Annotated in this window: 23 protein-coding genes; 13 read left to right on the top strand and 10 right to left on the bottom strand. The window is 48.8% G+C overall.

Annotation, left to right across the window (positions count from 1 at the left end):
* Positions 1–32: 32 nt before the first annotated feature.
* Positions 33–1235 carry an ABC transporter permease gene (locus AC3IRK_RS12950; RefSeq protein ID WP_131502255.1) on the bottom strand — a complete coding sequence of 401 codons (1203 nt, stop codon included), beginning with the start codon at positions 1233–1235 and terminating at the stop codon, positions 33–35.
* Positions 1225–2118, bottom strand: coding sequence for an ABC transporter ATP-binding protein (locus AC3IRK_RS12945; protein ID WP_131502254.1), 894 nt, complete (start codon positions 2116–2118; stop codon positions 1225–1227). Before AC3IRK_RS12945 ends, AC3IRK_RS12950 begins: the two co-directional genes overlap by 11 nt.
* Positions 2119–2297: 179 nt before the next feature.
* Here AC3IRK_RS12945 and AC3IRK_RS12940 point away from each other — a divergent pair, with 179 nt between their 5' ends.
* Both AC3IRK_RS12940 and AC3IRK_RS12935 read left to right on the top strand, forming a co-directional pair.
* A complete protein-coding gene (locus tag AC3IRK_RS12940) occupies positions 2298–3236 on the top strand; it encodes a VOC family protein (protein WP_489170053.1) in 939 nt (312 codons plus the stop codon).
* On the top strand, positions 3233–3832 hold the full coding sequence (locus AC3IRK_RS12935; RefSeq protein WP_131502252.1) for an alpha/beta hydrolase: 600 nt from the start codon (positions 3233–3235) through the stop codon (positions 3830–3832). Before AC3IRK_RS12940 ends, AC3IRK_RS12935 begins: the two co-directional genes overlap by 4 nt.
* Before the next feature lie 63 nt (positions 3833–3895).
* On the opposite strand, the gene AC3IRK_RS12930 is transcribed toward AC3IRK_RS12935, so the two are convergent.
* Together AC3IRK_RS12930 and AC3IRK_RS12925 are read right to left on the bottom strand one after the other, a co-directional pair.
* Positions 3896–4369, bottom strand: a complete 474-nt coding sequence (locus AC3IRK_RS12930; protein ID WP_131502251.1) for a hypothetical protein — start codon at positions 4367–4369, stop codon at positions 3896–3898.
* Between the two features lie 363 nt (positions 4370–4732).
* Positions 4733–5473: an SGNH/GDSL hydrolase family protein gene (locus AC3IRK_RS12925; RefSeq protein WP_131502250.1), complete on the bottom strand. Its 741-nt coding sequence runs from the start codon at positions 5471–5473 to the stop codon at positions 4733–4735.
* Positions 5474–5516: 43 nt separating this feature from the next.
* On the opposite strand from AC3IRK_RS12925, the gene AC3IRK_RS12920 reads away from it, so the two are divergent.
* Both AC3IRK_RS12920 and AC3IRK_RS12915 read left to right on the top strand, forming a co-directional pair.
* On the top strand, positions 5517–6584 hold the full coding sequence (locus AC3IRK_RS12920) for an acyltransferase family protein (RefSeq protein WP_131502249.1): 1068 nt from the start codon (positions 5517–5519) through the stop codon (positions 6582–6584).
* 51 nt (positions 6585–6635) lie between these two features.
* Entirely contained in the window at positions 6636–6968 is a 333-nt protein-coding gene (locus AC3IRK_RS12915; RefSeq protein WP_233494498.1) for an Asp23/Gls24 family envelope stress response protein, read from the top strand.
* A 50-nt stretch (positions 6969–7018) separates the two neighbouring features.
* Here AC3IRK_RS12915 and AC3IRK_RS12910 read toward each other — a convergent pair whose 3' ends face one another.
* Both AC3IRK_RS12910 and secA read right to left on the bottom strand, forming a co-directional pair.
* Complete coding sequence (locus tag AC3IRK_RS12910; protein ID WP_214853203.1) at positions 7019–7777, bottom strand: SLAP domain-containing protein; 759 nt, start codon at positions 7775–7777, stop codon at positions 7019–7021.
* Positions 7761–10121, bottom strand: a complete 2361-nt coding sequence (gene secA, locus AC3IRK_RS12905; protein WP_426354033.1) for a preprotein translocase subunit SecA — start codon at positions 10119–10121, stop codon at positions 7761–7763. The genes AC3IRK_RS12910 and secA overlap by 17 nt, the downstream gene beginning before the upstream one ends.
* Positions 10122–10397: 276 nt before the next feature.
* Here secA and pgmB point away from each other — a divergent pair, with 276 nt between their 5' ends.
* A complete protein-coding gene (gene pgmB / locus AC3IRK_RS12900) occupies positions 10398–11060 on the top strand; it encodes a beta-phosphoglucomutase (protein ID WP_114595055.1) in 663 nt (220 codons plus the stop codon).
* A 147-nt stretch (positions 11061–11207) separates the two neighbouring features.
* Here pgmB and AC3IRK_RS12895 read toward each other — a convergent pair whose 3' ends face one another.
* Positions 11208–12689 carry an N-acetylmuramoyl-L-alanine amidase family protein gene (locus tag AC3IRK_RS12895; RefSeq protein ID WP_131972284.1) on the bottom strand — a complete coding sequence of 494 codons (1482 nt, stop codon included), beginning with the start codon at positions 12687–12689 and terminating at the stop codon, positions 11208–11210.
* Positions 12690–12981: 292 nt separating this feature from the next.
* Between AC3IRK_RS12895 and AC3IRK_RS12890 the strand changes: the two genes are divergently transcribed.
* Genes AC3IRK_RS12890 through chrA form a run of 4 tightly spaced genes read left to right on the top strand, consistent with a single transcriptional unit; the run spans position 12982 to position 16873 of the window.
* Positions 12982–13383, top strand: coding sequence for a Rok-like winged helix domain-containing protein (locus AC3IRK_RS12890; protein WP_131502245.1), 402 nt, complete (start codon positions 12982–12984; stop codon positions 13381–13383).
* A gap of 57 nt (positions 13384–13440) precedes the next feature.
* Positions 13441–14484, top strand: coding sequence for a glycosyltransferase family 4 protein (locus AC3IRK_RS12885; RefSeq protein ID WP_131502244.1), 1044 nt, complete (start codon positions 13441–13443; stop codon positions 14482–14484).
* Between the two features lie 55 nt (positions 14485–14539).
* On the top strand, positions 14540–15661 hold the full coding sequence (locus tag AC3IRK_RS12880; protein ID WP_489170052.1) for a DUF418 domain-containing protein: 1122 nt from the start codon (positions 14540–14542) through the stop codon (positions 15659–15661).
* A 54-nt stretch (positions 15662–15715) separates the two neighbouring features.
* The gene (gene chrA, locus AC3IRK_RS12875) at positions 15716–16873 is read left to right on the top strand and encodes a chromate efflux transporter (protein WP_131502242.1); all 1158 of its coding nucleotides are present in this window, start codon (positions 15716–15718) and stop codon (positions 16871–16873) included.
* Between the two features lie 89 nt (positions 16874–16962).
* Here chrA and AC3IRK_RS12870 read toward each other — a convergent pair whose 3' ends face one another.
* The 3 genes from AC3IRK_RS12870 to AC3IRK_RS12860 form a co-directional block, all read right to left on the bottom strand.
* Entirely contained in the window at positions 16963–17394 is a 432-nt protein-coding gene (locus AC3IRK_RS12870; protein ID WP_131502241.1) for a GNAT family N-acetyltransferase, read from the bottom strand.
* Positions 17369–18400 carry an LCP family protein gene (locus AC3IRK_RS12865; RefSeq protein WP_131502240.1) on the bottom strand — a complete coding sequence of 344 codons (1032 nt, stop codon included), beginning with the start codon at positions 18398–18400 and terminating at the stop codon, positions 17369–17371. The genes AC3IRK_RS12870 and AC3IRK_RS12865 overlap by 26 nt, the downstream gene beginning before the upstream one ends.
* Positions 18401–18468: 68 nt before the next feature.
* Positions 18469–19110, bottom strand: a complete 642-nt coding sequence (locus AC3IRK_RS12860; protein WP_188005462.1) for a YigZ family protein — start codon at positions 19108–19110, stop codon at positions 18469–18471.
* 98 nt (positions 19111–19208) lie between these two features.
* On the opposite strand from AC3IRK_RS12860, the gene AC3IRK_RS12855 reads away from it, so the two are divergent.
* From AC3IRK_RS12855 to AC3IRK_RS12840, 4 genes are all read left to right on the top strand, one after another.
* Positions 19209–20381 carry a sensor histidine kinase gene (locus AC3IRK_RS12855; protein ID WP_131502238.1) on the top strand — a complete coding sequence of 391 codons (1173 nt, stop codon included), beginning with the start codon at positions 19209–19211 and terminating at the stop codon, positions 20379–20381.
* The gene (locus tag AC3IRK_RS12850; protein WP_012371334.1) at positions 20378–21073 is read left to right on the top strand and encodes a response regulator; all 696 of its coding nucleotides are present in this window, start codon (positions 20378–20380) and stop codon (positions 21071–21073) included. Before AC3IRK_RS12855 ends, AC3IRK_RS12850 begins: the two co-directional genes overlap by 4 nt.
* A gap of 134 nt (positions 21074–21207) precedes the next feature.
* The gene (locus tag AC3IRK_RS12845; RefSeq protein WP_489170051.1) at positions 21208–22053 is read left to right on the top strand and encodes a DegV family protein; all 846 of its coding nucleotides are present in this window, start codon (positions 21208–21210) and stop codon (positions 22051–22053) included.
* A gap of 159 nt (positions 22054–22212) precedes the next feature.
* A complete protein-coding gene (locus AC3IRK_RS12840; RefSeq protein WP_489170050.1) occupies positions 22213–23427 on the top strand; it encodes a helicase-related protein in 1215 nt (404 codons plus the stop codon).
* The last annotated feature ends 116 nt before the right edge of the window (positions 23428–23543 follow it).

Genomic DNA, 23543 nt, shown 5'->3' with positions numbered 1-23543 from the left:
ACGATAGCGGAAACGGTTCGTCTTGTAAACTACTACTGGCGGCCACCTAAAATACGACGCAGTTGCTTCAACGGATTTGATCCGTAAAAGAGGACACCCCCGCGATAGAATCGTGTTCCGACGAACAGGGCGAGGGCGATGCTGATTCCCATCAGGAGGAGGGATAACGCGACTTGCCAGACCGGGACTTCCGTCAGCATGACACGTAAGAACATCAACATCGGGGTAAAGAACGGCACGAATGACAGGATGACGACTGCCTGGTTCGTCGGGGCGTTCAGGCTGAAAATCGACACCGTGAAAGCAGCGACGATCAACATGATGACCGGCAAGGTGACCTGTTGGGCATCTTCAACCCGACTGACGAGCGAACCGAGGGCGGCGAGCAGCGTCGCATACAGCAGATAACCGAGCAAGAAGAAGACGAACAGATACACAATCGTCTTGACGCTCAGTGAATCAAGCGACAGCTGATCAAACAGACTGCTGCTTTGGGCACTGTAATAGCCGACTCCGACGAGTAACGATAATTGAATCAGACTGACGGTGGCGATCGAGGTGATTTTCGCCAACATATGCTGAATCGGGCTGGCGGCAGAAATCAGCAATTCCATGACACGCGATGATTTTTCATTGGCAATTTCCGTCACGATCATGCCGCCGTAGATGGCAATCGTAAAGTACATCAGGAACAGCAATACATAGACGAGGGCGGAAGCAGCGAACAATTCGTCTTCGCTTTTGCCGCCGGTCGATGTCAATTCTTGTTTGACGTCGATGGGAGCGGCAAGCGAAGCAAGCAACGCCGGATCGACGTCGGCGTCAGTGATGACCGTCTGATCACGGACCTGTTTTAAAGCGGCAGACAGTTGCGTCTGCAACTCCTGTTCCGGACTGGCACTGATTAACGTCACCCGGTACGGATCGTCGGACAATAAGGCGACAGCATCATACGTTCCTTTGTCGACGACTTGTCGCGCCTGTTTCAGGGAATAGTCTTTTTCGGTAATATTCGTTTTGATACCGACGTCTTTTAAGACGGGAATGATCGGAGCTTCCAGGGAGCTGACGACTGCGATTTTCGGGTCATCGCCCGAAAACCAGTCGATGATCCGTTCGATGTTGCTGAATCCAACGAGGAACACAATCATCAGAACGGTCGAGATGAGAAAACTTTTCGCGCGTAATTTTTGAAACAGACTAAACCGATACAATGTCAGGAATTTACGGTTCATAACGTTTTCCAACCTCCTCGATGAAGATGTCCTGCAGGGATAGTTGATCCCAGACGAATCGTTCGACATGGAATCCTTCCGTAATCAAATGACGGAGCAGGGAATCTGCAGCTTCTTTCGATTCCACCTGTAAATTGTGACCGGTTCCGTCTGATTCGACCTGGAGAATTCCCGGCAATGCATCCCAAAGCAGGGCAGGGGCATCTGTCGTCAACAAGACCCGTGTCTTGCCGTATCCGGCCTTGATTTCCGGCAGGTAACCGGCGACGACCGGTTTCCCGTGATCGAGAATAGCGACATGTTCGCACAGTTCTTCAACATGATCCATCCGGTGGCTCGAGAAGACGATGGTCGTTCCTTCTGCCGTCAGTTTCCGGACCGCTTTTTTCAGTTGTTCGACGTTAACGGGATCGAGTCCGCTGAACGGTTCATCTAAAATCAGCAGGTCCGGTTTATGTAAGACGGCAGAAATCAATTGGATCTTTTGTTGATTACCTTTTGATAATTGTTCGACACGCATCTTTTCGTACTGCGGAATCTGGAAGTAATTGAGCCATTCGAGTAAAGACTGTTTAGCATCTTTTCGTTTCATGTCACGTAGTTCGGCTAAAAAAATCAATTGTTCGTCGACCCGGATTTTCGGATACAAGCCACGTTCCTCAGGAAGGTAACCGATTTTTGATAAAGGAATCGGCTGTCCTTTCCAGGTGATCGACCCTTCCGTCGGTTTCAATAAACCGAGTAACATCCGGAACGTCGTTGTTTTTCCGGCCCCGTTCGCTCCGAGTAATCCGAAAATCTGTCCTTCCGGCACTTCGAATGATAAATCGTCGACCGCTGTGAACGTCCCGAATCGTTTCGTGATGGCTTTGATTTCAAGCATGGAATCAGTCCTCCCTCATTCAGATAAAATGCATGGTCCAGTTGAAGTATCTCTTATTCTTACGGGGAAATGGAAGAAAGGTTCCAAAAAAGAGATGTTCAAGCATAAAAATTTACTTTTAGTAAATAAGTTACTATTATTGTGTTAAAGGGAATGATGAGAAGGGAGCGTGAACGAATATGAAAACAAAAGGCATTCATCACATTTCAGCAATGGTCGGTAATCCACAGGAAAATCTTGATTTTTACGGTACGACGCTTGGTCTGCGTTTCGTCAAGAAAACGGTCAACTTTGACGATCCGGGAACCTATCATTTTTATTTCGGCAATGAATCGGGTGCACCCGGGACGATTATCACCTTTTTCCCGTTTGAAGGCATGCAGCAGGGGAAAGTCGGAGCGGGGCAGGTTGGAACGACGGCATATGCGATTCCGACTGGGAGCTATGACTTTTGGAAAAACCGTTTGACGGAAAAAGGAGTTGTCTTTGAAGAAGCCGAACGTTTCAGCGAAAAACAACTTGTCTTTCAGGATCCGCACGGATTACAGATTGAACTCGTCGAACGCAGCAAAGGCGCAAACAGCCGCTTTGAAATCGACGGCATCTCAACCGATGTCGCCATCAAAGGGTTTGCCGGTGCGACCTTGTTGTCGCATGATCCGGCAGATACAGGACGTCTCTTAACGGATGCATTCGGATTAACGGTTGCGAAACGTTCCGAGACGATGGATCGTTATGAAGCGGAAGGCGAATTCGGCAACACCGTCGATATCCTGCATACGAACGTACCGGTTGGGCGACCGGGTGCCGGGACCGTCCACCATATCGCGTGGCGGGCCGATGATCAGGCACAGCAAATGGACTGGATGAAACAAATCAATACGTTTGGCTTGATGACGACAGAAGTGAAAGACCGGAATTACTTTACATCGGTCTACTTCCACGACCGTGGACGGATTCTGCATGAAATCGCCACCGATAATCCGGGATTTGCGGTCGATGAAGCATTTGAAGTATTAGGAGAAGCGTTAAAATTACCGGAACAGTTCGAAGCACACCGGGCGACAATTGAAGGACATGTCGCACCCATCAGACTACCAAAGGGGAGACTCATATGATTCATTTATTTGAACCTGCTAAACGACCAGGCGCACCCATTTTTCTTTTATTGCACGGAACAGGCGGGACTGAACAGGATTTAGTCGGACTCGTCCGGCTCCTCGATCCGGAGGCCGGTTATCTGTCGGTCCGGGGTGAGGTGACGGAAAACGGAATGCCCCGATTCTTCAAACGATTGGCGGAAGGGGTTTTTGATGAAGAGGATCTCGCCCTCCGGACAGCCCGTTTGATGGAGTTCGTGAAAGACATGAGCCGCACGTCGGACTTTTCGCTTCAAGATGTCATCCCGGTCGGTTATTCGAATGGTGCCAACATCGCAGCGAATATGATGTTTGAAGAACGGTTATTTGAACAGGCGATTTTATTGCATCCGATGGTACCGCGTCGCGGTGTGACGTTACCGGATTCGTCGCGGGTTCGAATCTTTATCGGAGCCGGAACGAACGATCCAATCTGTCCGGCTTCGGAGACGGAAGATTTGAAAGCGATTTTTGAACAGGCAGGAGCTACGGTTGATGTGACCTGGTCAAACCACGGTCATCAGCTCGTCATGCCGACGATCGAAGCAGCAGCAGAATGGCTGACTCAAAAATAACGACAGCAAAAAAGCACGGGATGCAGGGAGCAGATGTCCTGACATTCCATGCTCTTTTTTTGTTCAAGCAGGATGGTCGCTCTTAGGACGGGAATAGACGATGAGGACACCACGTTCGACGAGCTCGTTCGCAAGCGTCTCGATGGCTTCTGATGATGTTTTCGTTTGGGTGATGTGTCGGTAGAGGTGACGGAGTTCACGGCGCATCGGTTTACGGATCAACCACATGCTATCGATGATGAGGCACCAGGTCACGACGGTTTCATGACCGATGTAAAACTGGGTTTGACGATTGAGATACCGGATCCACCATTCATCCCGGGCCATTTTTAACAGGACGCCGGTGGTTAAGAGGACAGCCAACACAAGCGGGATGCTTTCGTAGATCGGGAGACCCGCCAGCTGATTGCGAAGTCCGGTTACGAAACTGATCATCGTCCATCCAATGATACCGATGACAAGCCAATAACTAAAGTTGACTATACTTCGTTGTTGTTGCTTCATCTGAAATCGGGGTTTCAGGATTGGGGTTGACATCAGAATCACCTCCTTTTTTAAATAATCGAATTTTCTGACAATTTATACTTGTCCTTCTACTATAGTTACTTTTTCCCGAAACGTCTAGTCGTTAGACATAGAAAATGTGTTTCTTTCTTGACGAATTTCGTGTACGCTAAAAAAAGAAAGTGAACGGTTACATACAAGGGGGAAAAATGATGGATCAAGTGGTATGGATTGCAGTCGGTATCGTCGCAATTGCTGTATTTTCAGCATCAAGCGTTGCCGCATACATGGGTGTCAAAAACCAGGAAGACTAATGACATGGTGCCTGTCACCGTGTAGATGAGTGCTGAAAAAAGGAGATTCCGTAAAAATCGGAATCTCCTTTTTTAATGACTGTTATTTGTTTTCCGTAATCTGAATTTTTTCAGCAAACGGTTTGAGTGCGTCGCTCCATCGAAGATAGCCGCCACCGACCAAATGAAGCCCGTCGTACGTCATCCGGTTTTGAAGGTAACCTTGCTGATTGGTCAACTCAGGTCGTAAATCAACAAAGGGAATACCAGCAGATTTCGCAAGCTGTTCAAGATTCCGGTTCAGGGCTTCGACGTCACGATTGACGCGGACCGAATCGGAATACTTGGGTGCGACGGGTAGTGTTGACTGAATGACGACATCAATGTTATTTTTTCGCAGTGTCGTCACGATCGTCGTCATGTTTTCCGTAATGGTCGGAATCGGAGTGAAGTGACGGATGTCATTGATGCCGCCCATCAGGAAGACACGTTTCGGTTTCAACTCGACAATCAGGTCAAGCCGGGTCAAAAATCCTTCCGTCGTATCGCCGGGAATCCCGAAGTTAACGATTGTCGGATCATTGAGCAAAATCCGCCAATCACCAAAATTCGTCATGGAGTCACCGAGCATGACAGAATTCGGTGATTTTGGGTATTGATAAGTATGAAAGAGACTATTCAACCGGACGTAGTTCGGATTTTTCGTATATTGGAATGTCGTGATGGGTTGTGTAGTGGTGGCAGGAAAGGCCTGCTCGAATAACTCGATCGGTTTGCGTCCGAGCAATAGGGCGAGGAGGACGACGTTTGCGACGACCGAGAGAATGACTAGTGCTTTTTTCATAAAACAATCGTTCCTTTCGAGGGAGTATAAGGGGTAGTGTAACATGAATCGAAATCCGTGGTTTGATAATATCAAAGGATTCCTTGTCATTTTCGTAGTAATTGGTCATATGCTGACGGATTTACGGTTTGATTACGATGGAAAGTTACTCGAAACGGTGTACTTGATCATTTATTCGTTTCACATGCCATTATTTATTATTTTAAGCGGCTACTTCTTCCGTGAAAACAAGTACTTGCGTGTCATCCAACTGTTTGCCGTCTATTGTGTCTGGCAAATCCTGATTGGTTCATGGGCGACGTTTGGAGAAGGATTGCCGTTGTTGTCCGGACAAAATCTCGGCACGCATCTGTTGCGTCCCTACTGGGCACTCTGGTATTTGTTCGTCATGGTCGTCTGGTATATCGTTACACCGTATGTCGTCCATCTGCGTGGGTATGTCTGGTTCGGACTCGCCTTTGCTTTATTGTACGGCTTTGAGCTCGAAAACACAGGTTTTTTGGCCTTACGGAAATTGATCATGTTCTATCCCTACTTCCTGCTCGGTAACTACTTGTCGGAACATGAGTTCATCCGGATTTTTGAAATGCCAAAAAGCTTCAAACGGAGAATGAATGTCCGGTTAATTGGCGGACTGGCGTTCGCGAGTGTCATCGGTTTTCTCCTATATGAAGCGTGGCGCGATACGCCGCAAGAAATCGTCGCTCTGGCGAATGCATTCAAGCACCGCTTCCCGTATGTCGAACAATATGACAGTGATGCCTGGATCGGTGTGTTGAAGCACAGTGTGATCTACTTCCTGTCGATTACAGCATCGCTTGGATTCATGATGCTCGTTCCGATGCGTCGTCTGCCGCTTGTTACACGGGCGGGTGAGCTCAGCTTATATGTCTACTTGCTTCATGTTTTCTTCGTCATGGCATGGCGTCAGTACGCGACGACAGCCTTCGTGCCGCAAACTTGGCTCGCCTTGCTGGTCGTCATCGGTGTCGCCCTGTTGATCGTCGGAGTAATCATTCATCCGTTCGTTGTCCGCCTGATGCGTCCACTGATTGAAATCGACATTCGTCCAATCGTCGAAGAACGACAAGACCTTTCAAAAAAAGGCTAAATGCTATACACTTTAAAGTAGAGCGATTAATAGATGAAGGGCGTGGAAAGTATGTCATATAACTTAAACAATGCGGATGGTGTCGTAAACGTTTCCCAACAAGTCATTGAAGTGATTGCCGGGGTAGCAGTTCAGGAAACAGAAGGAATTGCCTTTACACAGGACGATTCGAAGTTACAGGAAAAACAGATGGTCAAACTCGTGAAGGTCGAAGATGTGGACGGTGCGATTACGGTCAGTCTCTCGGTCCATATCAAATACGGGATGTCGATCATCAAGACAGCAGGAAAAGTACAGGAACGGATTGCACAAGACATGGAAAACATGTTAGCATTCCAACCGCAAGCGATTAATGTACGTGTAATCGGTTTATTAAAAGGATAATCAAAAATGGACTTTTCGTCATTGACGAGAAGTCCATTTTTTTGAGGGGATTATTCCGGCAGATACCGTAAATCCAGTGAATCGGCCGGATGTGCTACGTAATCAAAGCTTAAACGGATTGCGTGTTCACTCTGCGAGGACACGGTCAGCGAAGTATGCCGGGTTGCAGCGACGGCCTGATCACCAAGCAGTAACTCAAACGACAGCGAATCCAGCTCGAGAGACTGTCCGCTCGGATTACGGACCAGCACGATGGCCTCGACCTTTTGTTCCTGTTTAAAAATCGAGACCGGTAACAGGGACCATCCATCTGTTGGCGGGGCAGGGTGCGAGAAAGCGATTTGGCGAATCAAACGCTGTTCCGGAGCAGAGAACGACTCATCGATTACGAGATCCGTCAGCTGTTCATTCGAGAAGACGAGTTCGAGCGGTGCATCAAGCGTCGATAAATCAACGAACTGTTCTTCATCGGAAAACTCGAGCCAAAGCGGTAAGGTCGCTGTCGGAAGAAGGACCGGTACTTCCTCAATCGTGAATATTTTCCGGGCGACGAGCTGGTCACCTGACAGGACGAGAACGACCAAATCATTCAGCTGGAAAGAACGCGGAAGCGTATTTTGGAACAACGCAATCACGTGTAACGGTTCGGTCTGTAACACTTGAAAGAGATGGATCGCCAACTGGTTGGGTCCGAGTTTCGGTAACTGATTGAGTGCATAGCGAAAGACATACTCGTCTTCTTTGACAATCGGCATATCCTCGGTAAAGTAAAGCGCGGGTTGAATGTCAGAATCAATCGACGGTTGCATGAAGCAGTCCTCCTTGCAAAGTAGTCTCGTCCAGACGACATAGTCCAGACACGACTTGTTTTTCAAAACTGAAGATGGCATAACGGAAATAATCCATGCCTTCCCGTTCGAAGATCCGAACCGGCTGTTCTTGACCGTAACTGCGTAAATGAATTCCTTCCTTGAGCGAGTTCATCGCCGTCAAGTGACTCGTCCACTGTTCGTCCAGGGCAAGTAACATGAAACGTCGTGCCGTCTCTTCATCTTCGGCAATCTGCAAGGCCATTTTTTGATCGACTGAAGTAATCAGCGGTTCCATTTGTTGTTGGATGGTCTCGATCGAGTCACCCAGGACCAATTCAACCGGTTGATGCAGCAGCTGCTCCAGTTCCGCCGTCAATAATTCGATTGGCCATTCTTCCGGAACGAGATCATCCGTCAAATATTGCTCGAGATAGGAATGGATGGTCCGAGCCGCAAACGGCTGAACAAATTGTTCCAGCGTCGCCGAATCAACGATTTGGTTGCGAAGACGATAAATGGCAAGGCGCTGTTCACTGATGACTTCCTCGAGTTGGACAAGGTCGTCACGGACACTGCGGTTGACAGATTCACACGTTTCCTGAGCATAGGCCATCAGTTGCTGAGCTTCTTTTGCATGAACCGGACCGTTGACAGGACCAAGTTTCTTTGTGACACGCTCTAACCGTTCGCGCGCAAACCGGCGGGGCAGATCATCCTCAAGCGACAGGTAGAACCGGGTCAGGCCGGGATCGCCTTGGCGTCCTGCCCGACCACGCAACTGGTTATCGATCCGGACGGACTCGTGCCGTTCCGTGCCGATGACGAACAAACCGCCCTGTGCCTTCGCCGCATCATCAAGCAGGATATCCGTTCCGCGTCCTGCCATGTTTGTCGCAATCGTCACCCGACCGTGGCGGCCAGCGGACTCGATAATCCGAATTTCTTGATCGACGGTCTTGGCATTCAGTATTTCGTAAGGGATCTGACGTTGATCAAGGACATCGGCAACCTTTAAGGATTGTTCGATTGAAGTCGTTCCGATCAAGACGGGTTGTCCCGTCAAATGAGCCGTTTCGGTCGCTGCCGCAATCGCTGAATATTTCTCGGAACTCGTCAAGAACAGGACATCGGCTTCGTCAATCCGAATTTTAGGACGATTCGGTGGAATTGAGACAACATCCATCCGGTACGTCTTCAAAAATTCATCGCGAGACGTGGCAGCAGTACCTGTCATTCCGGACACATGATGATACATGCGGAAGTAATGCTGAATCGTAATTTGCGCCGTCGTCCGGTTTTCTTCGGTCACGCTGACGTGTTCCTTCGCCTCGAGCGCTTGATGGAGGCCATCCGATAAACTTCGTCCTTCCATCAACCGTCCGGTGAATAAGTCGACGAGCGCGATTTTATCATCCTTGACGATATAATCGACATCCCGTTTCAGAACGACGTGGGCCCGAAGTGCTTGGATGACATAGTGGAACAGGACGGCATGCTCGGCCGCGAACAGCTGATCGATACCGAAAATCCGTTCGATCGTCTCGATACTTTGATCGGTCAAGGCGACCGCTTTGATTTCTTCGTCGTATGAATAGTCAGCGTCTTCTTTAAAGTCTTTGACGACATGACGAACCAATTGCTGTAATCCTTCATGGACGGTATCGCGTTCCGCCATGATAAGCGGTGTTTTTGCTTCGTCAATCAAGACGCTGTCGACTTCGTCAATCAAGGCGAAGCGGAGGGGGCGTTGCAGACGATCCTCTTGTCGCATGACTAAATGGTCGCGCAGATAATCGAAACCAAATTCCGTTCCGACTCCGTATGTAATATCAGACGCATAGGCCTGTTGTTTTTCTTCGAATGACAGTTCTGCTGAATTGATGCCGACCGTTAAACCTAAAAACCGGTGAATCTGACCGATCTGTTCCGCATCACGCCGGGCGAGATATTCGTTGACCGTGATGACATGAACCCCTTGACCGTGTAAAGCCTGGGTGAAACTTGCAAGTGACGCGACCAGTGTCTTTCCTTCACCGGTCGCCATTTCGGCGATGTGTCCGGACAGAAGGGCCAATCCACCAAGTAACTGGACATCGTAGTGACGAAGACCGAGTGTCCGCTTGCTCGCTTCACGGACAAGCGCGAACGCTGTCCCGGTGAGGGCTTCGATTTTCTCACCAGCTTGAAGGCGGGTTTTTAAGGATTGTGTCAAAATCCTTAATTCTTCATCCGTTTTTTGTTCCATTTCTGCTTCCAGACTGTTAATTAATAAAACGGTTTTTTCATAACGGCGCATTCTGCGGCTCTGTTCATCTATTAATTGTTTAACACGCTGAAACATAGTTGGTCACTCCTTCGGTTCGACTGTCAAACTCGCTTTTATTATAACAGTTAAAAATTGTAAAACGAATAGTAAAGAGCGAAATAAGTAAAACATTCCCTTGAAATTGAAAACGGTTTCTTTGGGGAAAGACTAATGATTTGGATTTGTTTTTTGATAACGCTTGCAAACAATGTGGGGAACAGGTAAAATAATTCTTGAGGCAAGTGCAATCGTTTGCGCAAATCATTCGATTTCTTGTCTTTCATGTACGATGGATGAAAGGATGGATGTCGAATGGCACCAACGATTGAAGCGGTCATTTTTGACTTGGACGGCGTAATTACCGATACAGCCGAGTATCATTATCTGGCTTGGAAACAACTGGGTGAGGAGTTGGATATCCCGTTCGACCGGGAGTTCAATGAAACACTGAAAGGCGTCAGTCGGACTGATTCGCTGGAGCGGATTTTAACACTTGGCGGAAAGCAGGATGCTTTCACGGAACAAGAGAAAGTTGCGCTCGCAACGAAGAAGAACGACCATTACGTCACGTTGATCCAGCACATCTCAGAACAGGATCTTCTGCCGGGAATCATTGCGTTCCTTGACGAAATCCGTGCGACTGGGCTGAAGATCGGAATGGCGTCAGCTTCTAAAAATGCGTTGACTGTCGTTGAGGCACTTGGAGTTCGGCATTATTTTGACGACATCGTCGATGCGGCAACCGTCGCCCGGTCAAAACCACACCCTGAAGTGTTTTTACGGGCAGCAGAGGCGCTTGACGTCGCACCTGAACGTTGTATCGGTGTAGAAGATGCAGCAGCAGGAATCACGGCCATTCACGCAGCGGGTATGTATGCTGTCGGCGTCGGTCCGGAAACGACGTTACATGAGGCAGACTATCGTGTCGATTCGACGGATTTGCTTTCCCTTGAGCAGATCCTAGCTAGTCGCTAATGACCATCCGCCATTCCCTGATGGCAGATAGGTTTATCTGATTGATCTCTTTTCATGTGAGTACAAAAGGACCGCTTCCCTGAGCGGTCCTTTTGTCATATAAAAAAACGCTCGTTCCGACAAACGGAATGAGCGTTTTTGCAGTACTTAAAGTGTCGCGAGAATACCGTCGGCAATCGCCCGGGCATAACGCGCTTGATAAGCGGGATCCGCCAGTTTCGCACGGTCAGACGTATTGGATAGGAAACCGAGTTCCGCCAGGACGGCTGGTGCCTGCGTCCCCCGAATGACGGCATAGTTAGCGAAATGGACACCCCGGTCACGCATACCGGCATAACCTGTCATCCGTTGTTGGATCGCCTGGGCGAGTTGAACCGAAGTGGTTCCCTTATAGTAGTAACTTTCCGCACCGGACGCACTACCGGCATTTGAAGCATTGATATGGATACTGACGAACCGTGACGTTGACAAGGCATTCGCCATCGCACTCCGTTCGCCTAATGACGGATAATAATCGTTTGTGTAACGCGTCAGCGTCAAATCTACTTTTCCCTGTAGAAGACCGGCGACTTGACGCGCGACGGACAGGACGATGTCCCGTTCTGCGAGCCCTGCCCGGACAGCACCGGGATCATAAGCACCGTGTCCGGGATCGAGGACAATCAAGGGACGATTCGTTGGGCTTGGCTGGAAAATCGTCAAGTAAGTGGCTTCGACATATCCCCGTCGTCCGTCCGCTGTTTGGACAGCAACAAAACCACGTGTCTTATGAAGACTGTTTGTCACGACAACCGGCGTACCGCGGCCGAGACGAGTGAGTTGTCCGCTGAGGACGGAAGCGGATGACCGTAAGGCAACGGTGCTGCCGGCATCAATCAGGACATACATCTTGCTACCGCTGTAATCCGCATTTCCGGCAGACGGTGCAGTAGGGGAAGCTGTTCCCTTTTTCAAATACGTACCGATGACGTATCCGGTCTTGCCCCCGTAATTGATTTTATGCCAGTTCGAACTGACGGATAGGGACTGGACGACTTGATTGCTCGGAATCGTCATCAATAAGGCACCGGATGTCGTCGGGGCACTCCGGAAGTTCAGCCGTTCGGTCGTCGTATAAGCTGTCGATGATGCCGTCGCTTTCTTTAAATAGGCACCCGATACAAAACCGGTCTGTTTGTTATACGTCACTTTGTACCAATCGCCGTCCCGGAAGCTTGATGCGAGCGTCGTATTCGCGGGAATCGTCAACAGACGTGCCGAAGACGTCGAGGCTGCCTGTCGTAACGACAAAGCATCTGTCGTCTGGTAATTCGTTTTTGTAAAGTTCGTCCCGGTGACGACTTTCGTTAAGTATTGACCGAGTACATAACCCGTCTTGCCATTGTGTGTTACACGATACCATTCCCCGATCCGGTAGTTGGACGTCAGAGACGTTTTTTTCGGAATCGTTGTTAATTTTTTCGAAGAGATCGAGTTAGTCGAACGTAAATTCAATAAATCTGTTGTTTGATAGATTGTTTTCGTAAACGTTACGCCGGATGCAGCCGATACTAATGAGGACGGAAAAGCGATGGTAGTCAGAAGCAAAAGTACTAGTGCCATTGTTAAGATTTTAGTTAATTTGTCCATTAAATTTCCAGTCTCCTTTTAAGTAGAATGAATACGTATAAAACCTTATATAGTCAATTAAGTATTTTTAAAATAGTTTAATTTATAATTTATCTATTCCGTTCTAGCTCCTTTCTGTTAATATGAAGTGTAGTCAAGTGACAACCAATGAGAGAAAAATATTACAGAATAATTAAATATATAATAAAATTATATATTAAAGAGGCAAAATGTAGTTTGTTTTATTTCAAAAAACATACAATTGAAACATAATTGAAATATTTATGTTTAATTTAGGAAAGTAGGTTAACAAATGGGATCGAGTGAACATATCTACCGAGAACTGATGGAAATCGAAGAGGAATACCGTCGTTTGCAACGACGCGCTGAATATTTAATCGCAGAATTAAGCCGGGGAACAAGCGATTCAGCAAAAGAAATCGCGGTGACACAAGAACGTCCCCTTAAACAACGCCGAGTGAATCAACGTTACCCGCTGGAAGTGTATGTCCACCAAATCAGTGACTTGATGCGTGAGCGCGAGTCGATGTCGGCACGCGATATCCAAATGGAACTCGAACTCCGGTACCGTCACCAAATCAGCAACATCTATCAATTGATGGCCAAAGTGGAACAAGCGAATCCTGCGATTAAAAAAGTCGGACGCGGTATCTATACATATGATCCATCTGCAGAAGTCCCGATCTTCATGTGAGCCGCTCGTCGGCTCTTTTTTTTTATGATATAATTCGCGCAGGAGCGTGATGTTATTATGTTATGGACGGCGTCCATTGTCTGTTTTATCGCGGCCTTACTGATCACACCCGTTGTAAAACGCTTTGCGATTGCAGTCGGTGCCGTTGACAGTCCGGACGCGCGAAAGGTACACGTACGAATTATGCCGCGGTTAGGCGGACTTGCGATTTACATCGCATTCATGATCGGTTACTTTATTTTGCAACCTTCCAGTCCCTATGCGACACATATCCTGGTCGGAGGCTTTGTCGTGATTTTGACGGGAGCACTCGATGACCGTTTTCAATTAAATGCCCGGCTTAAATTAATGGGGCAGATCGTCGCGGCCGTGGTCGTCTTAAACGGCGGTATCCGGATTGAGTTCATCAATCTGCCGTTCGATCAACAATTATTTCTCGGCTGGTGGAGTGTCCCGCTGACGTTTCTATGGGTTATCGGTATCACGAATGCCGTCAACCTGATTGACGGGCTGGATGGCCTGGCGGCAGGGGTGTCGAGTATCGTTTTGCTGACGCTGATCAGTCTCGCCGTCATTCAGGGCAATGTCTACGTGACGATTGTCGCGATTCTCTTATTAATGAGTACATTTGGTTTTCTGTTCCACAACTTTTATCCGGCAAAGATTTTCATGGGGGACACCGGGGCGTTATTCCTCGGATATATGTTAGGTGTCTTGTCATTGCTCGGTTTCAAGAACGTCACCTTGTTTTCGCTCGCGGTTCCGGTCATCCTGCTCGGTATCCCGATTTCCGATACCTTGTTTGCGATCGTTCGACGGGTGTTACAGGGAAAACCACCGTTTGCGCCGGATAAAGCCCATCTTCATCACCGGTTACTCGACCTTGGGTTTACGATGCGGCAGGCGGTACTCGTCATTTACGGACTATGTGCCGTTTTCGGGATGACAGCGATCCTCTTTTCACAAACGACTTCGCTTGGAGCACTGGTATCCTTGCTGATGTTATTGCTGGTACTCGATATTTTAGTCGAATCGCTGGGCTTACTGGGTGAGCGTTATCGACCGTTACTGGATTTGCTGGAACGCATGACATCAAAATGACCAATCAGCCGCTCAAATCCGTTTGAGCGGCTGATTTGGCGATGGGAGAGTCGAGATGAATCCGATTGAACGAGCAGACCGAATTGTCTATCTGGATGTTTTGCGGGGATTTGCTTTATGCGGAATCCTCTTTGTCAATATGCCGAGTTTCCTTGGGGAACGTTTCACGAATGAGATGGGAACTGCCGATCAGGTGTTGCGCCTGCTTTTTGACCTGTTCATCCAAACGAAATTTTACACGTTGTTCAGTGTTTTATTTGGAGCCGGCTTTATCTTATTCATCAATCGCTTGCGGGTGAAGAAAAAATCACTGTGGATTTTCGTCCGCCGCTTGCTGGCTTTATTTCTATTCGGTCTTATCCATCTGTTGTTCTGGAGAGGGGATATTCTGCAGACGTATGCCCTTTGCGGCTTGATGTTGCTTGCCTTCGTCCACACACGATCATCAACGAAACTATGGATTGGTCTTGCCTTACAGCTGTATGTCTTCTTTCGTTATCTCTCGATTTATCAATATGCCCAGTCTGTCGGGGACCGGTCGATTCCGAACCCGGATATGACCCTGCAATCCATCGTGGCGGCACGTGACATTATGGAATTCGTCACCTATCATGCGATCGTTCAATTACCGCACGGTTTAAACAATTCACTGGCGATTTGGCCGGAAATTCTTTCCCTGTTTTTAATCGGGGCTTACTTCATGGAACGGTTCACGGCCCGACCGCCGGCGACCCGAACAATCGGTCTCGTGTTCGGCGTCAGTCTGTTGCTGTCGTTACCGTTACTCTATCCGATCGTTCAGATTCATCAGGGGCGCATCCCGGATGGACTGGCCAACTACTTTTTTGTCTGGCTGTCGGGGCGCACACTCGCTGTCGCCTATGCAGCGGGGATTGCTTTACTCGTCCGGTCAGGACGTCCGTTAATGGGATTTCAAGTGTTGGGACGGATGGCCTTGACGAATTACCTCACGCAGACGTTTGTCTTTACACTGGTGCTGTTCGTAACCGGGCGATACGGGACGATTCCGCTCTGGCAGGGAATGTTACTGGTTATCGTCGTACTAGTCATGCAAATCCTGTTCTCGAGCTGGTACCTGAAACGGTATCGTCAAGGTCCTGTGGAGACTTTTTGGAGAACTGTCACATATGGCGGGGAAAAATCACGAAACGTCTGAATGGTCACAGAAAATTTACAAATTTTTCGTATAATTCAGCGTGGAGGTGGTTATATGAACAGATGGATCGAAATTTTTATCGTGTCCTTGAAGCTTGGATTAACATCATTTGGCGGACCGGTTGCCCATTTAGGCTACTTTTACGAGGAATACGTCAAGCGAAGGAAATGGGTGGATGAGAAAGCCTATGCCGATCTCGTCGCCCTTTGCCAATTCTTGCCAGGACCGGCTTCGAGTCAGGTCGGGATGGGAATTGGTCTTGTCCGGGGTGGAGTCGTCGGGGCGATAGTCTCATTCATCGGCTTTACGTTACCATCAAGTATTCTGTTAATCATTTTTGCGTTGCTCGCAACCGAATTTGATTTAACGGAAGCCGGTTTCATCCATGGTCTGAAACTGGTTGCGGTCGCCATCGTTGCGGATGCGGTTCTCGGTATGGGAACAAAACTTGCAGTTGGTCCGAAACGGTTATTTTTAATGTTGCTGGCGTTGGCCGGTGTCTTGGTGCTTGCCCATCCATTGGCACAAGTCGGTGTCTTGCTTGTTGCGGCACTGATTGGTCTATTTTGGTTTGAAGATGAACCTGCGGGTGGTGGGAAACTAGATATTCGTGTGCCACGTGTTCTCAGCATCGGTGCGTTGATTTTGTTCGTCGTCCTGCTCGTCGTGACACCTTTCCTAGCCGCTAACGCGACAGGAAATCTTCAACTGACGAGTATCATGTACAGTGCAGGTGCACTCGTGTTTGGTGGTGGACATGTCGTCCTGCCATTCTTACAGCAGTCGCTTGTGCCGGACTTTTTGACGGGTGATAGTTTTCTTGCCGGGTATGCGGCAGCGCAAGCCGTCCCAGGACCGCTCTTTACCTTCGCGACGTACCTCGGGACGGTCGTGAACGGACTGATGGGCGGAATCCTTGCGACTCTCGCCATCTTCCTGCCTGGCTTTTTACTTGTCCTCGGTGTCCTGCCGTTTTGGGACCGGGTCCGTGGCAACAAACAGGTCGGCCGGATGTTGATTGGTGTCAATGCAGCGGTCGTCGGAATTCTGCTTGCTGCGTTATATGATCCGATTTTCACGTCGAGCGTCAAAACAGGAGTCGATTTTTTCGTTGCATTCGGTTTGTTTTGTCTGCTCCGATTTTATAAACAATCACCGCTCCGGATTGTTATTTTGGGTGCATTGATTGGATCCGTCATGGGCTGGTTCTGATTTTGAACAAGACAAAGGGTGGCAGAATTGTTCTGCCACCCTTTTCTTTGTAGAGACTGACGTTTAAGTTAACCTCTCTCTATAACCAATCACGTATCGGAAACGTCATCGCATTCAAGTGTCACGAGTACGATTGAATCTTGTTTGACTTGACGGATGGATTGAAATCCGAATTTTTGATACAACGCAATCGCCGGCTCATTTAAGGCAGCTGTAGAGACGAAGCGGAGCGGTTGTTTTTCGCAGGCATACCGGAGCAGTTGCGTGGCGATACCTTGACGAAAATAATCCGGGGAAACGAGCAACCGGGTGATGGTCTCTCCTTCGACTGTTACCGCTCCGACGAGTCGCCCGTCAAGACGCATGATATAACCGATCGGGTGCTCCTCGTGCAACGCGGCTTCTGTCTGAAGAAGCGGTGGAAAGAGAGCGGCACCGATCAATTCTGCCTCGACCCGGTAAGCCTGTTGTTGAAGCCGGTAAAGTTCGGGATAATCAGTTGATTCCAGTCGTTGAATCATCGGTAACCTCCGGTGTTGAAGTCGATTCATCCGCTGTATCAGGCAAGTTCAACTGTTCCTTTAACATCGTTTTCGCATCGGCGAGAGAACCTGGGTCGAGCTTATAATAGTAGGCACCGTTGATCTTGGTATCCGTCCCTTTTAAATCAATCCGGTTGACGGTATTCAAGGATTTGACGAACGGCTGTAATTGGAACGCTTCCGTCAGGGACATGTTTGTCGTGAAATTATCCCCGGTCGCATCCATCAACTTGTTCAGCTTTGTGATGGATCCAAAGGATGTCGATTGATCGATGATCGCTTGGACAACCTGTTGTTGGCGTTTCGTCCGTCCGATATCTCCTTCTGGATCTTCGTAACGCATCCGGGCATAGGCAAGAGCTTCCTCACCGTTTAAGCGTTGAAGACCGGGCTCGAGTTTGACGCCGCCCTTTTTGTCGGAAGAGTTTAACGTATCGATTGGTAATTTGACATCGACTTCAATGCCGCCGACAGCATCGACAATCGCAACGACACCATTGAAATTGATTGAACCGTAATAATCAATCGGGATATCGAGCAACTTTTCGACGGTCTCAATCGTTGAATCAATGCCGCCGAACGCATAGGAATGATTGATTTTATCTTCGTACCCGACAGACGGGATCATGACGAGGGAATCACGAGGAATACTCAGCAAACTGACTTGTTTATCCGTTTTGTTGAACGTTGCGACAATCATCGTATCGGCACGTGAGGACGTATCACCCGGACGTTCATCCGTTCCGACGAGCAGGACGGAAAAATGATCTTTCGTTAAGTCGACGGCAGCTGCCCGCTTATCTGATTTATCTCCACGTGACAGTTCGACTTCTGATTGTTTGGCGGTTTGGAACGTTTTATTAGCGACATAGGCAAATGCAGCACCTCCAGCGATAAATACGACTAGAAAAACGGTGACGAACACTTTAAACCACGACCGCTTTGGTTTTGGTTTGGTAGAACGGGATCGTTTGGAATCATCCACGATTCATTACTCCTTACTTTACTGAATTATTAGAAAACTTTTAAATTCTTTACAATCAGTATAGCAGGTCAAGGTTGAATGTCACGTTCGACATAGCGCGAATGCGTTTTCTCGAGCAGGGCTTGCCCGTTCGTCAAATTCGTCATCCACTCAAGGAAGGCGGGGACGGCTGTTTCCTCGACCCAGACATCGATTTTGACATGATCAAGATAATGAATCTGATCAATGATGTGTTCGGTTGCCCGTAATTCATTTTCCAGCTTTCCGAGCCAGGTGTAGTCGACCGTGATTTCCACTAAATCGTGGGCAATCCGTTCAACGATACCGACAGCGTTCAGGCCTTCCGAGACACTCGAGCCGTAAGCCCGGATCAATCCGCCGCCGCCGAGCTTGATGCCGCCGAAGTATCGGGTCACGACGACGACCGTATTGCGGAGATTCCGTTTTTTTAAGACTTCCAGCATCGGGACGCCTGCCGTTCCACTCGGTTCGCCGTCATCATTGGCTTTTTGAATCTCATTGCGTTCGCCGATGATGTAGGCGGAGCAATTATGATTGGCATCCGAATGTTTTTTTTTGAGGTCCGCAATGAAGCGCTGAGCCTCTTCTTCCGAGGTGGTACGCGCCAAATATGTAATAAATCGTGACTTTTGGATAATGATTTCATGGAAACCGTTTTCTTTTACTGTATAATAATTAAATAATGTCATAATCAAAAATGTCCTCCTCGTTAACTAGTTCTTTCTAGCATAACGACGATTTGAGAGAGAGACAACCGTGGGGACTGGCAAGGAACGGAGGGAGTAGTATGACGAATGAGATGGGGGAGCGACTGTCCTTGAATGATATCGTACAGAACATCATTGGTGTCGTAGAAGAAAGCCGGGAAGAAATCGTCCGGATTACCGAAAGTTCACGTGAGCAGTATGCTGAAATTCAGCAGGAGCTACGGGAGTTGAAGACACGTGTTCACGACTACATTAAAGAAGCTGAACGGCTGGAACGACACATTAAGGATTCGAAAGCGCGACTCGTCATCGTGAGCAAAAACTTCGACAACTACTCGGAACAAGATATTCGTTCTGCTTATGAGACGGCGAACTCGCTTCAGCTCGAGTCATTCATCAATCAACGCGATGAGATGAACTGCCGCAAACGGCGGGACGAGCTCGAACGACGTTTGATTCAACTGGACGAAACGATAGAACGTGCCGACATGCTGATCAGCCGTGTTTCGGTCGTGTTGAATTTCCTGACGGACGACATGCAGGTCATGAACGAAAAGTACGAAAAAGCGATGCAAAAACAAGAGATGGGTTTAAAAGTATTCCAGTCGGCAGAGAATGAGCGCCGCCGCCTGTCGCGGGATATGCATGACGGTCCTGCGCAGACGCTTGCCCACGTGTTGATCCGGGCTGATTTGATTGAAAAGATTCACCAGCATAATGGCGCGGAAGCGGCCTTTGAAGAAATACATCGTCTGCGGAAATTGATTCGTGATGGATTAGCTGACATTCGACGTATCATCTATGATTTACGGCCGATGACGCTGGATGATCTCGGATTCGTCCCGACACTTGAACGCTATTTACGACATATGCAGGAAATTTCCAACATCCCGATTCACTTTAATTATCTCGGAGGCGGCGAACGGATTGAGTCCACATATGAAGTCGCCGTCTTCCGAATTGTGCAGGAAGCGGTCCAAAATGCAGTTAAGCATTCCAAAGCAGGGGACATTCGTATTATCATAGAACAGTATCAACATTCCGTTCGAATTCATGTTAAAGATAACGGGATCGGATTTGATTTTGATTCCATCGTCGAATCGTGTGATGAGTCATTCGGACTGATCGGGATGCGGGAACGGATTGAATTGATAGACGGGGAATTTGAGATTGAGACGCAGCCAGGTAAAGGGACAGTCATCAAGGTAAGGATTCCAGTTGAGGAATCCGGAGTGAGAGGAGAAACACTGTGAATAACGAGCAAGTAAAAGTAGTCATCATCGACGATCATCAGTTATTCCGGGAAGGCGTCAAACGGATTCTTGATTTCGAAGAAGAGTTCGTCGTCGTCGCGGAGGGCGAGAGTGGAGCAGACGTGATTCCACTCGTTGAAGCACATCAGCCGGATATCGTCTTAATGGATATAAATATGCCGAAAGTCAACGGGGTCGAAGCAACGAAACGTTTGATGGAAGTCCATCCGGAAGTCCGGGTCATCATCCTGTCAATCCATGACGATGAAACCTATGTCATGCATGCGCTTGGAGCAGGGGCGGTCGGTTATCTCTTAAAAGAGATGGCGACGGATGAACTGGTCAATGCGATCCGGTCTGTGTACCGGGAAGGCGGATATGTCCACCCGAAAGTCACACCGAACCTGTTACAGGAATACCGTCGTCTGATGAAGATGAAGCAGACGATGTCTTCACAACCGATTGAAAAACGTGTCGCCGAAGCACCGTTACATGTGTTGACACGCCGGGAATGTGAAGTCCTGCAGCTGCTCGCGGACGGTTTCTCGAACCGGGCGATCAGCGATACGTTGTTCATCAGTGAGAAAACCGTTAAAAACCACGTATCCTCTATTTTACGTAAGATGAATGTACCCGATCGGACCGGTGCTGTCGTCGAAGCGATTCGCCGCGGCTGGGTCGTCGTCGTTTAAGGTCAGGACGGAAGCCGAGTCGGCTCCGTCTTTCTTTTTTTTAGACTTCAACCTGTGATATGATAAAAACCGATTGTGACCTGTCAGAATACCTTATGTCACGACGGAACTCTTAAAAGCGAGGAAATTCACGAATGAGCCAGATTGTGATTTTAACGGATAGTACTGCCTATCTGCCAACTACCTATTGTGAAGAAAACAATGTCCATGTTGCACCGCTCAGTGTCATCTTTGACGGAGATGCGTATCGTGAAGGACTCGATATTTCCGTACCTGATTTTTATCAACGGATTCAGACGGGAAGTTTACCGACGACCTCACAGCCGAACATCGGTGATCTTGTTGATTCGTTTGAACAACTTCCGCAAGGGACGGATATCATCGGTATCACGTTATCAAGCGGAATCAGTGGGACGTACCAGGCCTTACATACGATTAACATGATGGTCGAACACGTTCAGGTCCATCCGATTGATTCGCGGATTTCCTGTATGCCGCAAGCCTTTTTAGTCAAAGAAGCCGTTCGGATGCGTGATGCCGGTGCGACGGCGCGTGACATCGTCGCCCGTCTTGAAGCATTAAAAGAAGTCATCCGTGCCTATTTCGTGGTCGATGACTTGGAACACCTCCAACGCGGCGGACGTCTCAGCATGACACAAGCTGTCGTCGGTTCTTTCCTTAAAATCAAACCGGTGCTTCATTTCGTTGACGGGAAAATCGTGCCGTTCGAAAAAATCCGAACGTTCAAACGGGCCGTCAAACGGATTGAGGAAATGATGGATGAGACGATTCAAGGAACCGGTGCCGGTCATGTCATCGGTGTCATCCATGCGGAAGACTCTTCAAAAGCGGAAGCGGAAATTGCCGTCCTGCAAGAACGGTTCCCGGACGCCCGGATTGAGATGAGTGTGTTTGGTCCTGTCATCGGGACCCACTTAGGACCCGGTGCGATCGGCATCACCTGGTATCAAGAAGCGTAACCCTGTATTATCCATAGGACATACAATGAACAACGGCGTATCTGCGAAAGCAGGTACGCTTTTTTCGTCCCGTTATGCTAAATGGATGCTTCCAGGCGGCGGCAGGAAGTCCGTTCGACTTGCCGAAAAGGAGAGTCAGTCAACGAAAGGAAGTGACTTATGGATTTACGTGGACGATTGATTCCCGACTACCGGCTCGACATGTCGGTCGATGCTCCTCTTGAATACCGGCCGGCTGTCACGTGGCGTTGCGAGCGGTGCGGAAAATTACCGACCCGCGGACCGTGTACGTGCGGGAAACGCTGTTATTACTGCCGCCATTGTTTGATTTTCGGCAAACTGCGGACGTGTGACCGCCTTGTCACGGATCCGCGCCCGCTTGACCCCGTCCGTCCCGATTATCATACGGAACTGAATTTGACGAGTGATCAGCAACGGATTGCCGATGCGATTAGCCGGACGATTGATCAACAAGAGAAGCTGCTTGTCCATGCCGTCTGCGGCGCCGGAAAAACGCCGATGTTGTTTCCGGGCATCGAACGGGCACTTTGTACGAATCGCCGTGTCCTGATTACGACGCCGCGCGCGGACGTCGTCCGGGAATTGACAGGGCATCTGAGACGGGCGTTTCAACAGGCAACCATCGTTTCGTTGTTTGGAGGGTCCGCTGACCGGTTGGGACTCGGCGACATCACAATCAGTACGACCCATCAATTGATTCATTACCGCGCGTGTTTTGACGTCGTCTTCATTGATGAGGTCGATGCCTTTCCGTACCGGACCGATCGGACGTTACACCGCTATGTCCGTCAGGCGACGGCTCCCGGTTCTTCTTTGATTTTACTCAGTGCGACACCTTCGTTGCGCGATCAACGCCTGCCAACGGTTCGTTTGATGCGCCGCTATCATGGTTTTCCGTTGCCGATTCCCCGCCTGCAGATTCCCTATACGAAACAGGATATCGTAGACTGGCTTCGAACGCATGCGACTAAACCACGTCTGTTGTTCGTGCCGCAAGTCGCGGCGCTTGAGACATGGCAGACCTTTTTGCATCAGCAGGGGATCGAGTGCGAAACCGTCCATGCTGCCGATCCGGAGCGGGTCACAAAGGTCGCCCGTTTCCGTCAGACGACCGGTATTTTGTTGACAACGACGATCCTCGAACGGGGCGTGACGTTAGTCGACGTTCAAGTGGCAGTTCTCGATGCCGATCAATCTTTCAGCAGTGCGGCCTTGATTCAAATCAGCGGACGGGTCGGACGAAATGCTGATTTTCCGGAAGGGGACGTCGTATTGTTTGCGAATGACCGGTCCGATGCGATGTACCAAGCGATTCATCACATTAAACGAGCGAACCGGGAGGGATTTCGATGAACTGTTACCTGTGCAGGCAGGACTTTTTACCCGGCTGGACGTTATCAAATGTCTGGACTAGTCAAACCCTGTGTCCGACCTGTAAAATAGAATTTGTAAAAAGAGGGGAATGCGGA

It is taken from the genome of Exiguobacterium sp. GL_137 (assembly GCF_057834585.1).
Note: the sequence above shows the minus strand (reverse complement) of the source record. Positions and strands in the feature narration are given on the sequence as shown.